Origin of the sequence: Pseudoalteromonas sp. MMG013 (assembly GCF_018100885.1) — a bacterium.
GTDB lineage: Bacteria > Pseudomonadota > Gammaproteobacteria > Enterobacterales > Alteromonadaceae > Pseudoalteromonas > Pseudoalteromonas aurantia.
On record NZ_JAGJEE010000003.1, the window covers coordinates 1 to 15,797 of the forward strand.

The window sequence follows — 15,797 nt, forward strand, 5'->3', positions numbered from 1 at the left end:
AGAGTCGAAGCTGAACGAATCGAAGCTGAAAGAGTCGAAGCTGAACGAATCGAAGCTGAAAGAGTCGAAGCTGAAAGAGTCGAAGCTGAAAGAGTCGAAGCGCAAAGAGCAGCAAATATAGAAAAGCCAAAAAAAGAAGGCTTTTTTGCTCGCTTGAAAAAAGGCCTCTTGAAAACCAAGGTAAATCTTGGATCAGGTATAGCATCAATATTTAAAGGCAAGAAAATTGATGACGATTTATTTGAAGAGCTAGAGACACAGTTACTAACAGCTGACCTAGGGGTGGATACCACTATGAAGCTGATAGATAGTTTGACTGATGCAGCAGATCGAAAGCAGCTACAAGATGGTGATGCTTTATATGAGCTGATGAAACAAGAAATGGCGGAAATGTTAAAAGAAGCAGAAAAGCCTCTTGATATCCCTAAAAATAAGAAACCGTTTGTTATATTAATGGTTGGTGTTAATGGTGTTGGTAAAACCACCACCATTGGTAAACTCGCTAAGCAATTTCAACAAGAAGGTAAGTCGGTGATGTTGGCCGCTGGTGATACGTTTAGAGCTGCGGCGGTAGAGCAATTACAAGTGTGGGGAGAGCGCAACGATATCCCTGTTATTGCACAGCACACAGGAGCCGATAGCGCTTCAGTGGTATTTGATGCTTTTCAAGCTGCACAAGCTCGCAATGTCGACGTATTAATAGCCGATACGGCAGGCCGTTTACAGAACAAAGATAACCTCATGCAAGAGCTTGAAAAAATAGCTCGAGTAATGAAAAAGTTAGATCCCGATGCACCACATGAAGTGATGCTAACAATTGACGCAGGAACGGGTCAAAACGCAATTAGTCAGGTTAATTTATTTAACCAAGCCGTCGGGTTGACCGGGATTGCACTCACAAAATTGGACGGAACTGCAAAAGGGGGGGTTATTTTTGCAGTTGCAGACAAGTTTCAAGTGCCTATTCGTTACATTGGGGTTGGTGAAGGTATTGATGATTTGCGTACATTTAAAAGTGATGACTTTATTGATGCGCTATTTAGTCAAGAAGATTAAAAGATCTAATGATCACGGGGAGCTTTTGCTCCCTTGTTTTGCTTTATAAAAACAATATAGAAAGCGAGCGAACCATGATTAAATTTGAGCAAGTCAGTAAAACCTACCCTGGTGGGCATCGCGCATTAGAAAAGGTGACATTTGAGCTAGCTCGCAATGAGCTGGCTTTTTTAACTGGCCACAGTGGAGCTGGCAAAAGTACATTACTCAAGTTGATAAGTGTTATGGAGCGGCCTTCTGCAGGACATGTCTATATCAATGGGGTCGACTTAAATGTGATAAATAATCGGCAAATACCTTTTGTAAGACGGGATATCGGCATCATCTTTCAAAATCATCGCCTGCTTGAGCGCTATAATGTATTTGACAATGTTGCTTTACCTTTGGTTATTGAAGGGATGCACCACAAACATATTGCAAAGCGTGTTCATGCCGCATTAGATAAAGTAGGTTTATTAGAAAAAATAAGGTGCCAGCCAAGTACTCTTTCCGGTGGTGAACAGCAACGAGTTGGTATTGCACGCGCGATTGTTAATTCCCCTCCACTTTTATTGGCTGATGAACCAACCGGAAATCTAGATCCTGAGCTGTCTATGGAAATACTCCAGCTATTTGAAGATTTTAACCGTCACGGTACTGCAGTATTAATCGCAACACATGATTTGGGTTTAATTGCGAGAATGAAGTACCGTAGCTTAACGTTAGATCATGGGCGCTTGATGCAAGACCCTTTGGCACAGGAACGGTTATGAGTTTATTGTTCAAAAGTCGAGATAAGCAAAGTAATACACAAAAAAAATCTTGGTTATTAGAGATGTATTTTTTTGTATTAATGATTATTCGCCAAGGCGTGCATAGTTTAGGTGAAATGTGGCGTACGCCAATCGCTTCATTAATGACAATACTCGTTTTGGGTTTAAGTTTGACCTTGCCGGCGACCTTGTATGTGGTTGTAAAAAATGTGCAGCAGGTTAGCAGCGGCTTTAATGATGCTGCTGAAATTTCCTTATTTGTTAAAGAGTCAATGAATGAACAGCAAACGCAAACATTGGTAAAAAGGTTAGCACTATACCCAGAGATTGACAGTGTGAGTTATATCTCCAGCACACAAGCTTTAGAGGAGTTTAAGCGTGTATCTGGTTTTGGCCACGCGTTGGATTATTTAGAGAGTAATCCACTGCCTAACGTTGTGCTCGTAACACCCACTAGTCGCCATAGAAAGCCACAAGCTGCGCAAAAATTGTTGGATAAACTCGAAACAGAACGAGAAATCGAATTTGGTAAACTTGATATTGAGTGGCTTGAGCGACTCAATGCATTGCTGAGTTTGTTGAAAGAAAGTGTTTTTACTGTGGGTCTATTGTTACTGAGTGCCGTTATATTAATTATTGGTAATACTATCAGACTGTCAATTATGGATAAAAAGGAAGAGATCCAAGTATTAAAACTGGTGGGAGCGACGAATACGTTTATTCATACCCCATTTATTTGGACTGGCGTATGGTATGGCGTTATTGGAGGTTTGGTTGCCTTTATTTGTGTTGTACTAATGCTTTGGTGGTTAGAATCCGCCGTAACGATGGTTGCAGGCGTATATCAAAGTAGCTATGTATTACAAGGGTTAGGAGGCCAAGAGTTGCTGGTTTTACTGGGTTTAGCAATTACGTTGGGTTTTAGTGGTTCATTTATTGCCGTTGCTAAATATATTAAAGAAATAGAGCCTGATCGAGTTTAGAGTGCCATTAAAGCGCGAATGGATAAAAGGTGGTTAGCGCTGTATTCGTCATTTAAAAGTCATAGTTTTGACTTATAGTGCATGAGAGGGCAAAGTTGCCCTGTTGTGAGCGTCTAGAAAATTCAATAATTTCAATGAACTATATTTATATTTTTTTTAGACAATAAAAAGCTTGCTTTTTAAATGAAAAACCTATTATATACACCTTAGCACTCTCAAGGAGAGACTGCTAATTTGAACTAAGATACTTATCACCGAGGTGAAAAATGAGTAAAGATTTATACGCAATGGCATTAATGTCTGGACAGCAAAGTGCAAGCATGGAAGGTTACTTACAAACCGTAAGTACAATACCTATGTTAGATGCTGAGCAGGAAAAAGTGTTAGCAACTCGCCTTCAGCAAGAAGGGGATTTGGAAGCTGCAAAACAGCTCATTGTGTCTCATTTACGATTCGTAGCGCATATTGCGAAAAGTTACTCGGGGTATGGCCTACCGCAGGCAGATCTTATTCAAGAAGGTAATATTGGCTTGATGAAAGCGGTAAAACGCTTTAACCCAGAAGTCGGGGTGCGTTTAGTCTCTTTTGCTGTGCATTGGATTAAGGCCGAAATACACGAATATGTGTTAAAGAATTGGCGTATTGTGAAAGTTGCAACAACAAAGGCGCAGCGTAAATTATTTTTCAATTTAAGAAAAAATAAAAAACGCTTAGGTTGGTTTAACCAAGATGAAGTGTCAACGGTTGCATCAGAGCTAGGTGTGAGTGAGAAAGAAGTCCGGGAAATGGAATCTCGTATGAGTGGTCAAGATATGGGATTTGATTTAACCAACGATGATAATGATGATGCTCCTGCTTCGAGCTTTTCTCCGGTACAGTATTTAACTGATTCTGCAAGTGATTTAGCGGAAGAAGTCGAGCAAGAACAGTGGAAAGAGCAGTCTCAAAATCGGTTGTTCTCAGCGCTTAAGACACTAGATGAACGCTCGCAAGACATTGTTAGCGCACGTTGGTTAGCGGATGAAAAGGCAACGCTGCAAGAGTTAGCTGAAAAATATAGTGTGTCTGCCGAACGAGTTAGACAACTAGAAAAGTCTGCAATGAAAAAGCTACAAACTGCGATGAGCTGAGTATCAAGTTTGTAATAAACATAATGTATAAATACAGAAATGTCGCTTCCTAGCGGCATTTTGCTTTTATGTGCTTAGTAAAAGTTTGAGCTTACAAGTGTTCGCTATTTTGATTATAATGCGTAGCAATATAAATGAGGAGCGCCTATTTTGTTAGTTTTATTGCGCATCATTGCGATGGCATTATTTATTATTTTAAGTGGTATTTTAGGGTTGTTGATGTGTTTGGTTAGGCCATTTCATCATAATAATGTGCATGTCATTGCTAGCTGGTTTGGGAAAATGTCATGTGTTATTGGTGTGAAGCTAGAAATAACACGTCATCCAGACAGTGAGCAAATAGGACCTGCTATATATGTTGCGAATCACCAAAATAACTATGATTTGTTCACATTGCCAGCAGCAGTACCGAGAAGTACAGTTAGCATGGGTAAAGAAAGTTTAAAGTGGATCCCATTTTTTGGCCAAATGTATTGGCTATCAGGCAATATTTTAATAAACCGAAGTAACCGTTCAAAGGCTATGGGAACATTGGATAAGTCAGCACAGAAGATTAAGGAACAAAGGCTTTCAGTGTGGATGTTTCCAGAAGGTACGCGAAGCTATGGTCGTGGTCTACTGCCTTTTAAAACGGGTGCGTTTCATACTGCAATGAATGCAAATGTTCCTATTGTGCCAGTATGTATGAATACCACGCATAATTGTATTAAACTAAATCGCAGGGACAATGGTACAATATATATTGATATGTTAGCGCCGGTTTACCTTGATAAAGAAATCAGTGCTAGAGACCATGCTGGGGCAATTCAGGCATTAATGCAATCTAGAATTACCGAGCTTGATGCGAAAATGAGAGATAAAAATGGAAAATTGGCGCGAAATTAGCGAAGAAATTGTAGAGTCACTATTAGAGGATGGCTCATCAACCGATACTTTATATGAAGTTGAGCATCACTTTGTTTGCGAAGATTTTGATAAATTGGAAGCTGCTGCACTTGCTGCATTTAAGCTCGGTTATGATGTTGAAGAGCCTGCTGAATTAGAGTTAGAAGACGGTGGTAAGATTTGGGGCTTTGATGTTGTTGTGGAAGTTGAATTAGACGCCGATGTGATTATGGAAGATGTTGATAAATTGGCGGCGTTAGCGGTTGAACATAATATCGAATACGATGGTTGGGGAACGTACTTTCAAGAGTGATCAGTTTGAAGGCTAATTAAATACCAAAGAAAAGGAAGCGAGTGCTTCCTTTTTTGTTTTAAATAGTGGTCACTGATGTTATGGGTTTGGTTTTAATTTAGCAACTAAGCTAAGTAAAAATCATTAAATATGGTGTGAATGATAGACTTTTTATAGTAAAAAGTGCTATTAATCACTTTTACTATTCAATAGTGCATTAATCCTAATATGCGGGTAACGCTTCCAATTACAGAGCTTCTACCAGGTATGTTTGTTGACAGTGTCAATAAGCAGCGTAGTGATGCGGGTATTAAAATCAAATCACGTGGTATGGTTAGAGATCAAGCTATTATTGCGAAGCTATTGGCTGAAGGTGTTTTAGAGCTCAATATAGACTTTGCGCAAAGTGATATTGAGATCCCAGCGAAATACCAACCACAGCCGATAGAACCGTCCCCATCAGAGCTTATATCTAAACCACCTGAGCAGACTAAACTGGCTCAACCTTCGACAAAGAAAGTCAGTAAGGCGATAGCACCGCTAACATTAGAAAAAGAGTTTGAACGTGCAAGCCAGCATTTTGAAATGCATAACCGAAAAATTCAATCTTTATATGGTGATGTGACTGCGGGCGGGAAAGTCGACATTAGCTTGATAAGTGATGTAAGCAAAGAAATAGTTCAATCAGTGTTGCGTAATAGCAATGCCATGGCAATATTAACTCGATTGAAAGATAAAGACGGTTACAACTGGCGTCATATGATCAATTGCACCATTTTAATTAGTGTGTTTGCAAAATACCTCGGGTTAAAAAATAGTGTTATTCAGCAGCTAGCGATGGGCGCGATGTTACATGATGTCGGTCATGCACGTTTACCACAAGGGCTAGTCAGTAAAGATTCAAAACTTACCGAGCTTGAGTATAAAGCGGTTAAAAAGCATGTGGTGCAATCGCTTGGATTAATTAAAGGTGAAAAAGGGATCACACCGATTATGATGGATGTGATTATTAATCACCATGAACGTGTTGATGGCAGCGGTTACCCAAGAAGGCTTCGCGGAGATAAAGTAAGTAAAGCTGCGCGTATTATGGCCATTATTGACGTGTATGACGCGATGACATCTGATAGGCCTCATCAAATGAGTGAAGAGCCCGTTCATGCGCTTAGGTATCTATTAGCAAATAAAGAACAGTTTGACGCAGAGCTTGTACAGCGATTCATCAAGTGTATGGGGGTTCACCCCGTAGGGACAATCGTTAAGCTGACAAATGAACGCTTGGCATTAGTGTTAGAAGGTAATAAACAAGCACCAACCGCACCGAAAGTACGTGTTTTTTATAATACCAAACATATGCATCATATTACGGCAAAAGAATTGGATTTAAGTGATGCAGAACATGAGGTGAAAATTGTAGCGAGTGTGAGACCTCTAGATTATCAAATTAATTTATCCCGCCTGTTAAAAGAGCATCTGTTGGCTTAGATTTACTACAATGGCGTAGCCTCTGTTTGCGGGCTGACAATAAAGCGCCTGATAAGCAACTACTCATGAGAAGTAACCACACATAAGTCCCATCTTGCGTGTGAAAAGCAAAGCAGCAACATCCCAATGAAATAAGTGAAAATAATATCGAAGCTAACCAGTAATGATTGATTGGGTTATCACACTCACCAGCATGGTTACATGCACAATAGTTTGCCTTGCAAAAACTAAATACACTGGCGCCTGAAAATAATAGTGCCGCAACTACGAGTATTATCATTGTTATCATTATTTAGTTCTCCATACTGAATCAAGCCTGAGCAAGAGTATACAAAGTTAAGGTGATTCGTCAATACAAATAAGAATTAATATCAATTGCAGGTTTGGTCAGTAAGTCATCCGATCTGTTCCTATATTTCATTATTTGCTGTTAAGTTGTGCAATTAGATACTTAATTTCCGTTAGTTTGAAGATTTTTGTTTTGAATTTAGGTAGGGTGTAGCCGATTATTTAGATGTCGGTACATAACCGGGTTTACAGATGGGAATGAAAATGACGGGATTTAAGAAAACTTTATTAGCATCGAGTGTGATGCTGTTATCTGGGCAAACATTTGCTGCAGCGTTTCAGTTGGCGGAGCAAAGTGTATCGGGTCTTGGGCGTGCATATGCAGGTGAAGCTTCGGTGGCTGATGATGCGTCGGTCGTGGCACGTAATCCAGCATTGATGAGTCAGTTTAAAGGGTCAAAAGTGAGTGTGGCTGCAATGTACGTTAAACCTGATGTTAGCTTGTTAGGCACTTCGACTAATAATGGGTTGAGCCCATCAGTGCTTGATAGTGACAGCATTGCGCCAAGCGCGATCGTACCTGCCGCATTTTATACGACAGATCTAGGAAATGACTGGTATGTTGGTGTTGGCTCATACTCCCAGTTTGGGCTTGCGACCGAATTTGCAGCCGATTATGCACCTGGTCAGCTTGCTGGCGAAACCGAGATTGTCACGATTAACACCAAATTAAGTGTTGCTTATCAGCTTAATGATGCTCTGACAGTTGCATTGGGTTTAAATCATGTCTACGCAGATGCAAAAATTTTGCGTACCTTTGGTGCATCACCAACGGCTATACCTACTGCAACAGAGGCAGTTAATTTAGAAGGGGATGATCATGCGTATGGTTGGGATGTGGGTTTTAGTTATCAATTAGACAAACACAATCGTTTTGGTGTGCATTATAGAAGTGAAACTGATGTGCGTTTTGAAGGCGAGTTTAGCAACCAGTTGCCAGCAGGTGCACCGTTTTATGGTACACAAGGTCAAGCGCTGCTAGGCTTTGTTGAACTGACTTTACCCGCGATTGCTGAAGTGTCTGGTTCTCATCAAATTGATAAGCAAACGGCCTTACACTACAGTGTTGTATGGACTGGGTGGAGTAGCTTTAAAACCCTAGCGGCGCAAGTTGAAGGGCGTGGCACCGTGTTCAGTAAAGATGAAAACTTCTCTAACTCGCTGCGTTACGCTGTTGGTGGGGATTATCAATACAACGAACATTTAAAACTACGTGCTGGTATTGCTTATGATGAATCTCCGGCTGATCAGCATCATATGTCAATTTCTATTCCTGATACGGATAGAACCTGGTTTTCATTTGGTGGTGAATATCAATTAACAGCCAAGAGCAGTGTTGATATTGGGGTGAGTATATTACGGGGAAAAACACAGAACTTTGTAGAATCAGATAACCTAGGTCAACAGTGGGGTTTTGAATCGAAAGGGCACGCAACAGTCTTAGGTGCTCAGTACAACATGCACTTTTAATTAGCGCTGTGTTAAAAAGAAAAGGGCAGTATTCACTGCCCTTTTTCATTAAATTTAAGAATACAAAACGGTGGTTTTATAAACTTTCAATTTTTGTTTTTTGCTCTAACAGCTTGCTTTTAGCATCAGAAAATTCAGCGAGCTTTTCTTTCTCTTTCGCTAACACAGCTTCAGGAGCATTATTTACAAACTTCTCATTCGCCAGTTTCTTTTCCACTTGCGCTAGGCCTTTTTCGGCTTTTTCAAGTTGTTTTGCAATACGTGCAAGTTCCGCTTCAACATCGATAAGGCCAGCCATTGGGATTAATATCTCTAGGTTACCAACAAATGCAGTTGCACACGCAGGGGCATCATCTGTATTTTCAAGTACAGTAAACTCTTCAAGCTTCGCAAGCGCACTTAAGAATGCTTTGTTTTGCTCTAGGCGGCGTAAATCTTCAGCATCTACTTTGGCCAGTAGAACACTTAATGGTTTGTTTGGACTAATGTCCATTTCACCACGAATGTTACGAATGGCCAGAATAAACTGTTTCACCCATTCCAAATCAGACATCGCTTGCGCATCTACTTGGCTTGCGTCAAATTCAGGGAAGCTTTGTAGCATGATGGTATTTGCTTCAATACCGGCCAGTGGTGCAACACGTTTCCAGATAGTTTCTGTAATGTATGGCATGAGTGGGTGCATTAAGCGTAGTAAACCTTCCAAGACGGTGATCAGTGCATGGCGCGTACCACGTTGCTGTGCTTCATTCCCCTTAAATAAAACTGGTTTTGTGAGCTCTAAATACCAATCGCAGAATTGGTTCCACGTAAACTCATAAATGGTATTAGCTGCAAGGTCAAAACGGTAATTATCAAGGTGCTCAGTAAACGTTTGTACTGTATTTTGAAATTGACCTAAAATCCAGCGGTCGGCTAATGAATATTCTTTTTCACCACTACTAAAACCACAGTCTTGTTCTTCAGTGTTCATTAACACGTAGCGACTGGCATTCCATAACTTGTTACAGAAATTACGATAACCTTCTAAACGGTTCATATCCCAATTGATATCACGGCCAGTCGATGCCATTGCCGCAAGGGTAAAGCGTAACGCATCAGTACCGTGTGGTTCGATCCCATCAGCAAAGGTCTTACGGGTTGTTTTCTCAACTTTGGCAGCCACTTTTTCTTGCATTAAGTTGCTAGTACGTTTGGTTACAAGACTTTCTAAGTCGATGCCATCGATCATATCGAGAGGGTCAAGTACATTCCCTTTAGATTTTGACATTTTATCGCCATTTTCATCGCGAATAAGGCCAGTAACATAAACCGTTTTAAATGGGACTTGTGGTTTGCCATCGTCATCTTTAACAAAGTGCATGGTCATCATGATCATGCGGGCGACCCAGAAGAAAATAATATCAAAGCCAGTAACAAGTGTATCAGATGGATGGAATACTTTTAAATCATCCGTATTTTGTGGCCAGCCTTGGGTTGAGAACGTCCATAAGGCAGATGAGAACCACGTATCAAGTACGTCTTCATCTTGAGTTAGAGCTACGTCGTCAGCAATATTATTGTCACGGCGAACTTCTGCTTCATCACGACCAACAAACACATTACCTTCTGCATCGTACCAAGCTGGAATACGGTGTCCCCACCAAAGTTGTCGTGAAATGCACCAATCTTGTACGTCGTTCATCCAAGAGAAATACATATTCTCGTACTGTTTAGGGACAAATTGAATGTCACCATTTTTTACAGCATCTTTTGCCGGTTCAGCAAGGGGTGCTACGCGTACATACCATTGATCTGTAAGTAGTGGTTCAATCACAACCCCTGAACGGTCGCCGTAAGGGACCGTTAGGCTGTGGTCGTCAATTTTTTCAAGTAAGCCAGCTTCTTCAAACTCAGCAATAATCTGTTTACGAGCATCAAAGCGATCAAGACCTTGGAAACGCTCAGGAATTGGCGCATCTAGTTCAAGTTCCTTACCATCAAACGTATAGCCTTCACCTGCGGTTAATACGGCCGCATCTTTATTAAATACGTTGATCATAGGTAGTTGATGACGTTTACCGACTTCATTATCATTGAAATCATGAGCAGGTGTGATTTTTACACAACCAGTGCCTTTTTCCATATCAGCATGTTCGTCAGCAACAATGATAATGCGACGATTTACAATCGGAAGTAAAATTTCTTTTCCGATTAAATTTTGGTAGCGTTCGTCATCTGGGTTAACTGCAACTCCGGTATCGCCAAGCATTGTTTCAGGACGGGTGGTTGCCACAACAATATAATCTTTCCCATCGTGTGTTTTAACACCATCAGCCAGTGGGTAACGTAAGTTCCACATATGACCTTGCTTGTCTTTGTTTTCAACTTCTAAATCAGAAATTGCAGTATGTAGTTTTGGATCCCAATTAACTAGGCGTTTACCACGGTAAATTAAATCTTCTTTATGCAAGCGAACGAAGACTTCTTTTACGGCTTCAGATAAGCCATCGTCCATGGTAAAGCGTTCACGTTCCCAATCAACTGAGGCGCCGAGACGACGAAGTTGCTTGGTGATTGTACCACCTGATTGCTCTTTCCATTCCCAGATTTTGTTAATGAATTCGTCGCGCCCTAGGTCATGGCGAGTTTTCCCTTCTTCGGCTGCGAGTTTACGTTCAACAACCATTTGCGTTGCGATACCTGCATGGTCTGTACCGACTTGCCATAAAGTATTATTGCCTTGCATACGCTTGTAACGCGTTAGGGTATCCATGATAGTGTCTTGGAATGCATGGCCCATATGCAGGCTACCCGTGACATTTGGTGGTGGGATCATAATTGAATATGCGTCACCCTTGCCAGATGGCTTAAAGTAGCCATTATCTTCCCAGTCTTGGTATAAAGACTGCTCTATATCTTGTGGATTATAGGTTTTATCCATTTCACAGAACCTTAATAAAATACTTTAGTTTTCAATTTCTTTGGTAGAAATATTGGCACCAAACTGACGTAAACTTTTAAATCGTTCACGAGCGGCTTGCTTGGCGGTTTGTTCAGCGGGTACAAAATCATACACCGTACTGAAGCGTCTAATAAAATTAGGTAGATGCGTCGCTAAATTGATCAATACCGCTCGTTTTCCTACGGGAGGTGTTTGACCTATTTCGACTGGAGCTCCGCCTTTTGGACCTTCACCTTGTAAATTGTGAGGCACAAAACTGTCGGGCTCAAAACACCACAAATGTTCATCAATAGCATGTGCATCATCAATCGAGTCGACATAAATAAATATGCGCTGCCCGGCACGATACTGTTTGGCCGCCGTTCGAGCGGCTAGATCAAAATGAGCCGGGCATGTTGCTCCCAGCTCATTATCATGCTTTAACACATAAAACTGTGCATTGATGGTCATGGCGTTGGCTTAATCTTAGGCACTTGGTGATGTTTTTTTATCATCAATTAGTGCGTTCAAAATAAAGCCGCATTTTGACACATAAAGCCAGCGCCATCAATCAAGCACAGAGGTTAATCCTGCTGTGCATCACTCACTTCAATACGGTTTAGCAAGTATTGAGTCAACATTGGGACTGGGCGGCCTGTTGCCCCTTTATTCTTTCCACTTTTCCATGCTGTGCCAGCAATGTCTAAATGCGCCCAATTATACTTTTTAGTAAATTTAGATAAGAAACATGCTGCTGTGATGGTGCCGGCTGCACGACCTCCTAAATTAGTAAAATCAGCAAATGGGCTGTCAAGTTGGTCTTGATAATCATCCCATAATGGCAGTTGCCACGCTCTGTCGCCGCTTTGCTCGCCGGCCTTAAGTAAGTCGTGGGCAAGTGGGTTATGGCTTGATAATAAGCCTGTTGCATGCGCACCTAGGGCGACAATACAGGCACCGGTCAATGTGGCAACGTCGATCACAATTTCAGGCTCAAACTTTTCTACATACGTCAGCGCATCACACAGAACTAAACGCCCTTCGGCATCCGTATTGAGTACTTCAACGGTTTGTCCTGACATGGTGGTGAGTATATCGCCAGGACGATAAGCATTTGAGCTCGGCATGTTTTCACAGCCGGCAAGAATACCGATTACGTTTATCGGAAGTTGCATTTCTACCAGTGAACGCATTAAACCGATAACGCCTGCGGCACCGCCCATGTCGTATTTCATCTCATCCATCGCTTCGCCAGGCTTAAGTGAAATGCCGCCTGAATCGAAGGTAAGGCCTTTACCAACAAATACTATTGGAGCTTGTTCTTTATTACCACCAGAGTAGTTGATGACTGACATAACTGATTCATTGACACTACCACGGCCAACAGCCAGATATGAATGCATACCTAACGCTTCCATTTCCTTTTCGCCAAGGAGCTCAACAGAGACATTGTCAAATTCTTCAAGTGCTTTTGCTTGCTCACCCAAATAGCGCGGATTACAGATATTTGGTGGCATGTTCGCGACGTCTTTACATAGTTTTGCACCAGAGGCAATCGCTAAACCATGTTCAATCGCGGTTTCGCCGATGGTGAGTTCTCGTCTAGTCGGCACATTGAATACAATTTTGCGTAACGGGCGACGTAAATCAGTCTTCTTACTTTTTAATTGGTTAAAAGTATATAGGCAGTCCTGTGTTGTCTCAACTGCTTGGCGTACTTTCCAATAGGTATCTCTGCCTTTGACATGTTGTTCAGTCAAAAAGCATACGGCTTCCATTGAGCCTGTGTCATTTAGAGTATTGATGGTTTTAGAGATAATTTGTTTATATTGCTTATCGTCTAATTCTCGCTCTTTTCCACAGCCGACTAATAGGACGCGCTCGCTGAGGACATTGGGTACATGATGTAATAATAATACTTGTCCCGGTTTACCTTCTAAATCACCACGGCGTAGTAAGTTTGAAATGTAGCCATCACTGATTTTATCCAGCTGCTCACCGATTGGAGATAAGCGGCGTGGTTCATATACGCCAACAACAATGCATGCACTGCGTTGCTTTTCGGGGCTACCACTTTTAACGCTAAATTCCATTACGACTCCTGAGTCTATTGTTATGTCTTTTTGAACTTTATATGTCTTCTGCAATCAATACCATAAAAGCAGTATTATCTCTCGTGCGTCGGTATAAAAATTACGTTTGATGACATATAATAAAGTGACTAAAATAACCAGTTTACTCAAAATTTCCTACTATTCCAGTGAAACAAGACGTTTATAGGGGCAGGCATTGCTAATATTTCGTTATTTAACTGCTGAGGTGCTGAAATCGCAAGTTGCGGTGTTCCTCACATTAATGACCATTTTTGTATCTCAAAAGTTTGTGAGAATTTTAGGGGATGCGTCAGAAGGGGGGTTACCCTCGCAAATGGTGGCTGCGTTTTTACTATTAAAATTACCACAATTGGCAGTGTATATTTTACCACTGAGTTTATTTCTTGGCATTATTTTAGCCTATAGCCGTGTGTATGCCGACAGTGAAATGACGGTGCTGCGTGCGTGTGGCGTCAGTGAGTGGTACGTTGTAAGGATAACGCTTATTTCAAGTGTGGTGTTTGCGTTATTTGCAGGTTCTGTGAGTTTATACTTGGCGCCATGGGCTAGTGAAAAAGAATATCAATTAAAAGAGCAAGCGGATGCTGAATCAGGCTTATCAGCATTGAGGGCTGGGCGTTTTCAGCAAACGGGTAATGAAAAAGCGGTTGTCTTTGTTCACAATATTATTGATCAGGGGCGGGAATTGAATAGAGTTTTCGTTGCTCAAATGCCGGATAAAGACTCGAATCAAGCCGCACGAATAGTGTACGCACAAAAAGGGCAAGTGATTGAGCTGGAATCTGGTGAACAGCAGTTGTTATTAGATCAAGGCAAACGCTATGAAACAGATGGTCTCAGTCAGGCGTTAAGTAAAACTGAATTTGCCAGTTACCAAGTGCAAATACGTGAACAAGAAATAGAACATCAACGCCGAAAATTGGAAGCGATTCCATCGTTAACATTGTTGGAAATGGGTACGCCAGCAGCATTGGCGCAGTTTCAATTACGTTTATCGGTACCGATTTCAATTATATTGTTAACTTTAATGGCTGTACCATTGAGTGTTGTAAACCCTCGCCAAGGCAAGTTCGCCAAATTAGTACCTGCAATTTGTTTATATTTAGGGTATTTCATACTATTAAATGCAGGTAAATTTCTTGTTGCTGAAGGGAAAATACCGGCTACGGTGGGCCTCTGGTGGATCCACTTAAGTGCACTATTTATAGGCACCTATTTAATTGTGAAAGGGCGTCCAATGGGAGTTTGGATTAGATCACTGTTTGCAAGTAAGGAGCAGACAGCATAATGAAAACTTTAGATTGGTATTTAGGGCGAAGCATATTACAGACTACCAGCTTTGCATTGCTGGTATTTGTTGGTATTAACACTTTAATTAAATATATAGAGCAATTGAAGTCGGTGGGTCGCGGCAGCTACGATATGACAACAGCATTACTGTACACGCTATATAGTATGCCGTCAGATATTGTGGTTTTTTTCCCGATGGCAGCATTAATTGGTGGATTGATTGGGTTGGGCGCATTGGCATCGAGTAGTGAACTGGTAGTGATGCAAGCTGCCGGTATGTCACGATTGCAAATTATAGGGTCGGTAATGAAAACGGCTATTGTGTTGGCTTTATGCATGATGGCACTCGGTGAGTGGGGAGTTCCACAAGCAGAAAAGCAGGCCAAGCAGCTTAGAAATAATGCAATATACGGTGGCGAAGTATTTAATGCTCAAAAAGGCGTTTGGGCGAAAGATGGTAATAACTTTATTAGTATTGATAATATAGAGGCTTCTGGTGATCTTAAGAATGTAAGTATTTATCATTTTAATGACTCATTAGCACTGGAAAAAATAACACGCGTAGCACAAGCCTCCAGCGTACCTCAAGGTTGGCAATTTAATGGCATTGAAGAGGTGAGTATGGGGGAGTCTCAGATTCATACCGAATATAAAGAATCTATGTTGTATACCTCAGAGTTAACATCTGAAAAATTAGACGTGGTATCTGTCGAACCTGAATCATTATCGTTTAGTGGCTTATGGTCATATTTGTCTTATTTAAAACAAAATGAACAAGATACGAGTAGCTATGATTTAGCGCTTTGGCGCAAAATTATGCAGCCGCTTACTATAGCAGTGATGTTACTTGTGGCGTTATCGTTTATTTTTGGTCCATTACGTTCAGTGAGTATGGGAGCAAGAATTATTATGGGGGTTGTGACAGGGTTAATATTTCATTTGAGTAATGAAATATTTGGTCCAATCGTTATTGTTTATAATGTGCCGGCTATGCTTGGGGCAGCCATGCCTAGTATTATTTTTGTTTTAGTTGCTAGTTACTTATTACAACGAAAGCAGTAAAAAAGGC

Annotated in this window: 13 protein-coding genes; 10 read left to right on the forward strand and 3 right to left on the reverse strand. The window is 41.1% G+C overall.

The window, feature by feature from the left end:
- The 8 genes from ftsY to J8L98_RS03625 form a co-directional block, all read left to right on the forward strand.
- On the forward strand, nt 1–1,056 hold a 1,056-nt coding region (gene ftsY, locus J8L98_RS03590; protein ID WP_210995339.1), incomplete at its 5' end, for a signal recognition particle-docking protein FtsY.
- Nucleotides 1,057–1,130: 74 nt separating this feature from the next.
- Nucleotides 1,131–1,808 carry a cell division ATP-binding protein FtsE gene (gene ftsE, locus J8L98_RS03595; RefSeq protein ID WP_192508496.1) on the forward strand — a complete coding sequence of 226 codons (678 nt, stop codon included), beginning with the start codon at nt 1,131–1,133 and terminating at the stop codon, nt 1,806–1,808.
- Complete coding sequence (ftsX, locus tag J8L98_RS03600) at nt 1,805–2,791, forward strand: permease-like cell division protein FtsX (protein WP_192508495.1); 987 nt, start codon at nt 1,805–1,807, stop codon at nt 2,789–2,791. Before ftsE ends, ftsX begins: the two co-directional genes overlap by 4 nt.
- Nucleotides 2,792–3,057: 266 nt before the next feature.
- Nucleotides 3,058–3,921: an RNA polymerase sigma factor RpoH gene (rpoH, locus tag J8L98_RS03605; protein WP_210995340.1), complete on the forward strand. Its 864-nt coding sequence runs from the start codon at nt 3,058–3,060 to the stop codon at nt 3,919–3,921.
- Between the two features lie 150 nt (nt 3,922–4,071).
- Nucleotides 4,072–4,806 (forward strand): 1-acylglycerol-3-phosphate O-acyltransferase, encoded by a 735-nt coding sequence (locus J8L98_RS03610; protein ID WP_210995341.1) that lies wholly within the window; start codon nt 4,072–4,074, stop codon nt 4,804–4,806.
- Nucleotides 4,784–5,119, forward strand: a complete 336-nt coding sequence (gene rraB, locus J8L98_RS03615; protein WP_192508492.1) for a ribonuclease E inhibitor RraB — start codon at nt 4,784–4,786, stop codon at nt 5,117–5,119. Before J8L98_RS03610 ends, rraB begins: the two co-directional genes overlap by 23 nt.
- 207 nt (nt 5,120–5,326) lie before the next feature.
- Entirely contained in the window at nt 5,327–6,583 is a 1,257-nt protein-coding gene (locus J8L98_RS03620; protein WP_210995342.1) for an HD domain-containing phosphohydrolase, read from the forward strand.
- Between the two features lie 552 nt (nt 6,584–7,135).
- Nucleotides 7,136–8,401 (forward strand): outer membrane protein transport protein, encoded by a 1,266-nt coding sequence (locus tag J8L98_RS03625; protein WP_210995343.1) that lies wholly within the window; start codon nt 7,136–7,138, stop codon nt 8,399–8,401.
- 76 nt (nt 8,402–8,477) lie between these two features.
- Here J8L98_RS03625 and J8L98_RS03630 read toward each other — a convergent pair whose 3' ends face one another.
- The 3 genes from J8L98_RS03630 to pepA form a co-directional block, all read right to left on the reverse strand.
- Complete coding sequence (locus J8L98_RS03630) at nt 8,478–11,324, reverse strand: valine--tRNA ligase (RefSeq protein ID WP_192508489.1); 2,847 nt, start codon at nt 11,322–11,324, stop codon at nt 8,478–8,480.
- Nucleotides 11,325–11,348: 24 nt separating this feature from the next.
- The gene (locus tag J8L98_RS03635; RefSeq protein ID WP_192508488.1) at nt 11,349–11,795 is read right to left on the reverse strand and encodes a DNA polymerase III subunit chi; all 447 of its coding nucleotides are present in this window, start codon (nt 11,793–11,795) and stop codon (nt 11,349–11,351) included.
- Nucleotides 11,796–11,908: 113 nt separating this feature from the next.
- On the reverse strand, nt 11,909–13,417 hold the full coding sequence (gene pepA, locus J8L98_RS03640) for a leucyl aminopeptidase (RefSeq protein WP_192508487.1): 1,509 nt from the start codon (nt 13,415–13,417) through the stop codon (nt 11,909–11,911).
- Nucleotides 13,418–13,613: 196 nt separating this feature from the next.
- Here pepA and lptF point away from each other — a divergent pair, with 196 nt between their 5' ends.
- Nucleotides 13,614–14,726 carry an LPS export ABC transporter permease LptF gene (lptF, locus tag J8L98_RS03645; RefSeq protein WP_210995344.1) on the forward strand — a complete coding sequence of 371 codons (1,113 nt, stop codon included), beginning with the start codon at nt 13,614–13,616 and terminating at the stop codon, nt 14,724–14,726.
- Nucleotides 14,723–15,790 (forward strand): LPS export ABC transporter permease LptG, encoded by a 1,068-nt coding sequence (lptG, locus tag J8L98_RS03650; protein WP_210995576.1) that lies wholly within the window; start codon nt 14,723–14,725, stop codon nt 15,788–15,790. Before lptF ends, lptG begins: the two co-directional genes overlap by 4 nt.
- Nucleotides 15,791–15,797: the final 7 nt, after the last annotated feature.

Excerpts from the sequence above, each read along its gene's own strand:
- ftsE (WP_192508496.1), top strand. The coding sequence starts at position 1,131 with ATGATTAAATTTGAGCAAGTCAGTAAAACCTACCCTGGTGGGCATCGC.
- ftsX (WP_192508495.1), top strand. The coding sequence starts at position 1,805 with ATGAGTTTATTGTTCAAAAGTCGAGATAAGCAAAGTAATACACAAAAA.
- rpoH (WP_210995340.1), top strand. The coding sequence starts at position 3,058 with ATGAGTAAAGATTTATACGCAATGGCATTAATGTCTGGACAGCAAAGT.
- rraB (WP_192508492.1), top strand. The coding sequence starts at position 4,784 with ATGGAAAATTGGCGCGAAATTAGCGAAGAAATTGTAGAGTCACTATTA.
- J8L98_RS03620 (WP_210995342.1), top strand. The coding sequence starts at position 5,327 with ATGCGGGTAACGCTTCCAATTACAGAGCTTCTACCAGGTATGTTTGTT.
- J8L98_RS03625 (WP_210995343.1), top strand. The coding sequence starts at position 7,136 with ATGACGGGATTTAAGAAAACTTTATTAGCATCGAGTGTGATGCTGTTA.
- J8L98_RS03630 (WP_192508489.1), bottom strand. The coding sequence starts at position 11,324 with ATGGATAAAACCTATAATCCACAAGATATAGAGCAGTCTTTATACCAA.
- J8L98_RS03635 (WP_192508488.1), bottom strand. The coding sequence starts at position 11,795 with ATGACCATCAATGCACAGTTTTATGTGTTAAAGCATGATAATGAGCTG.
- pepA (WP_192508487.1), bottom strand. The coding sequence starts at position 13,417 with ATGGAATTTAGCGTTAAAAGTGGTAGCCCCGAAAAGCAACGCAGTGCA.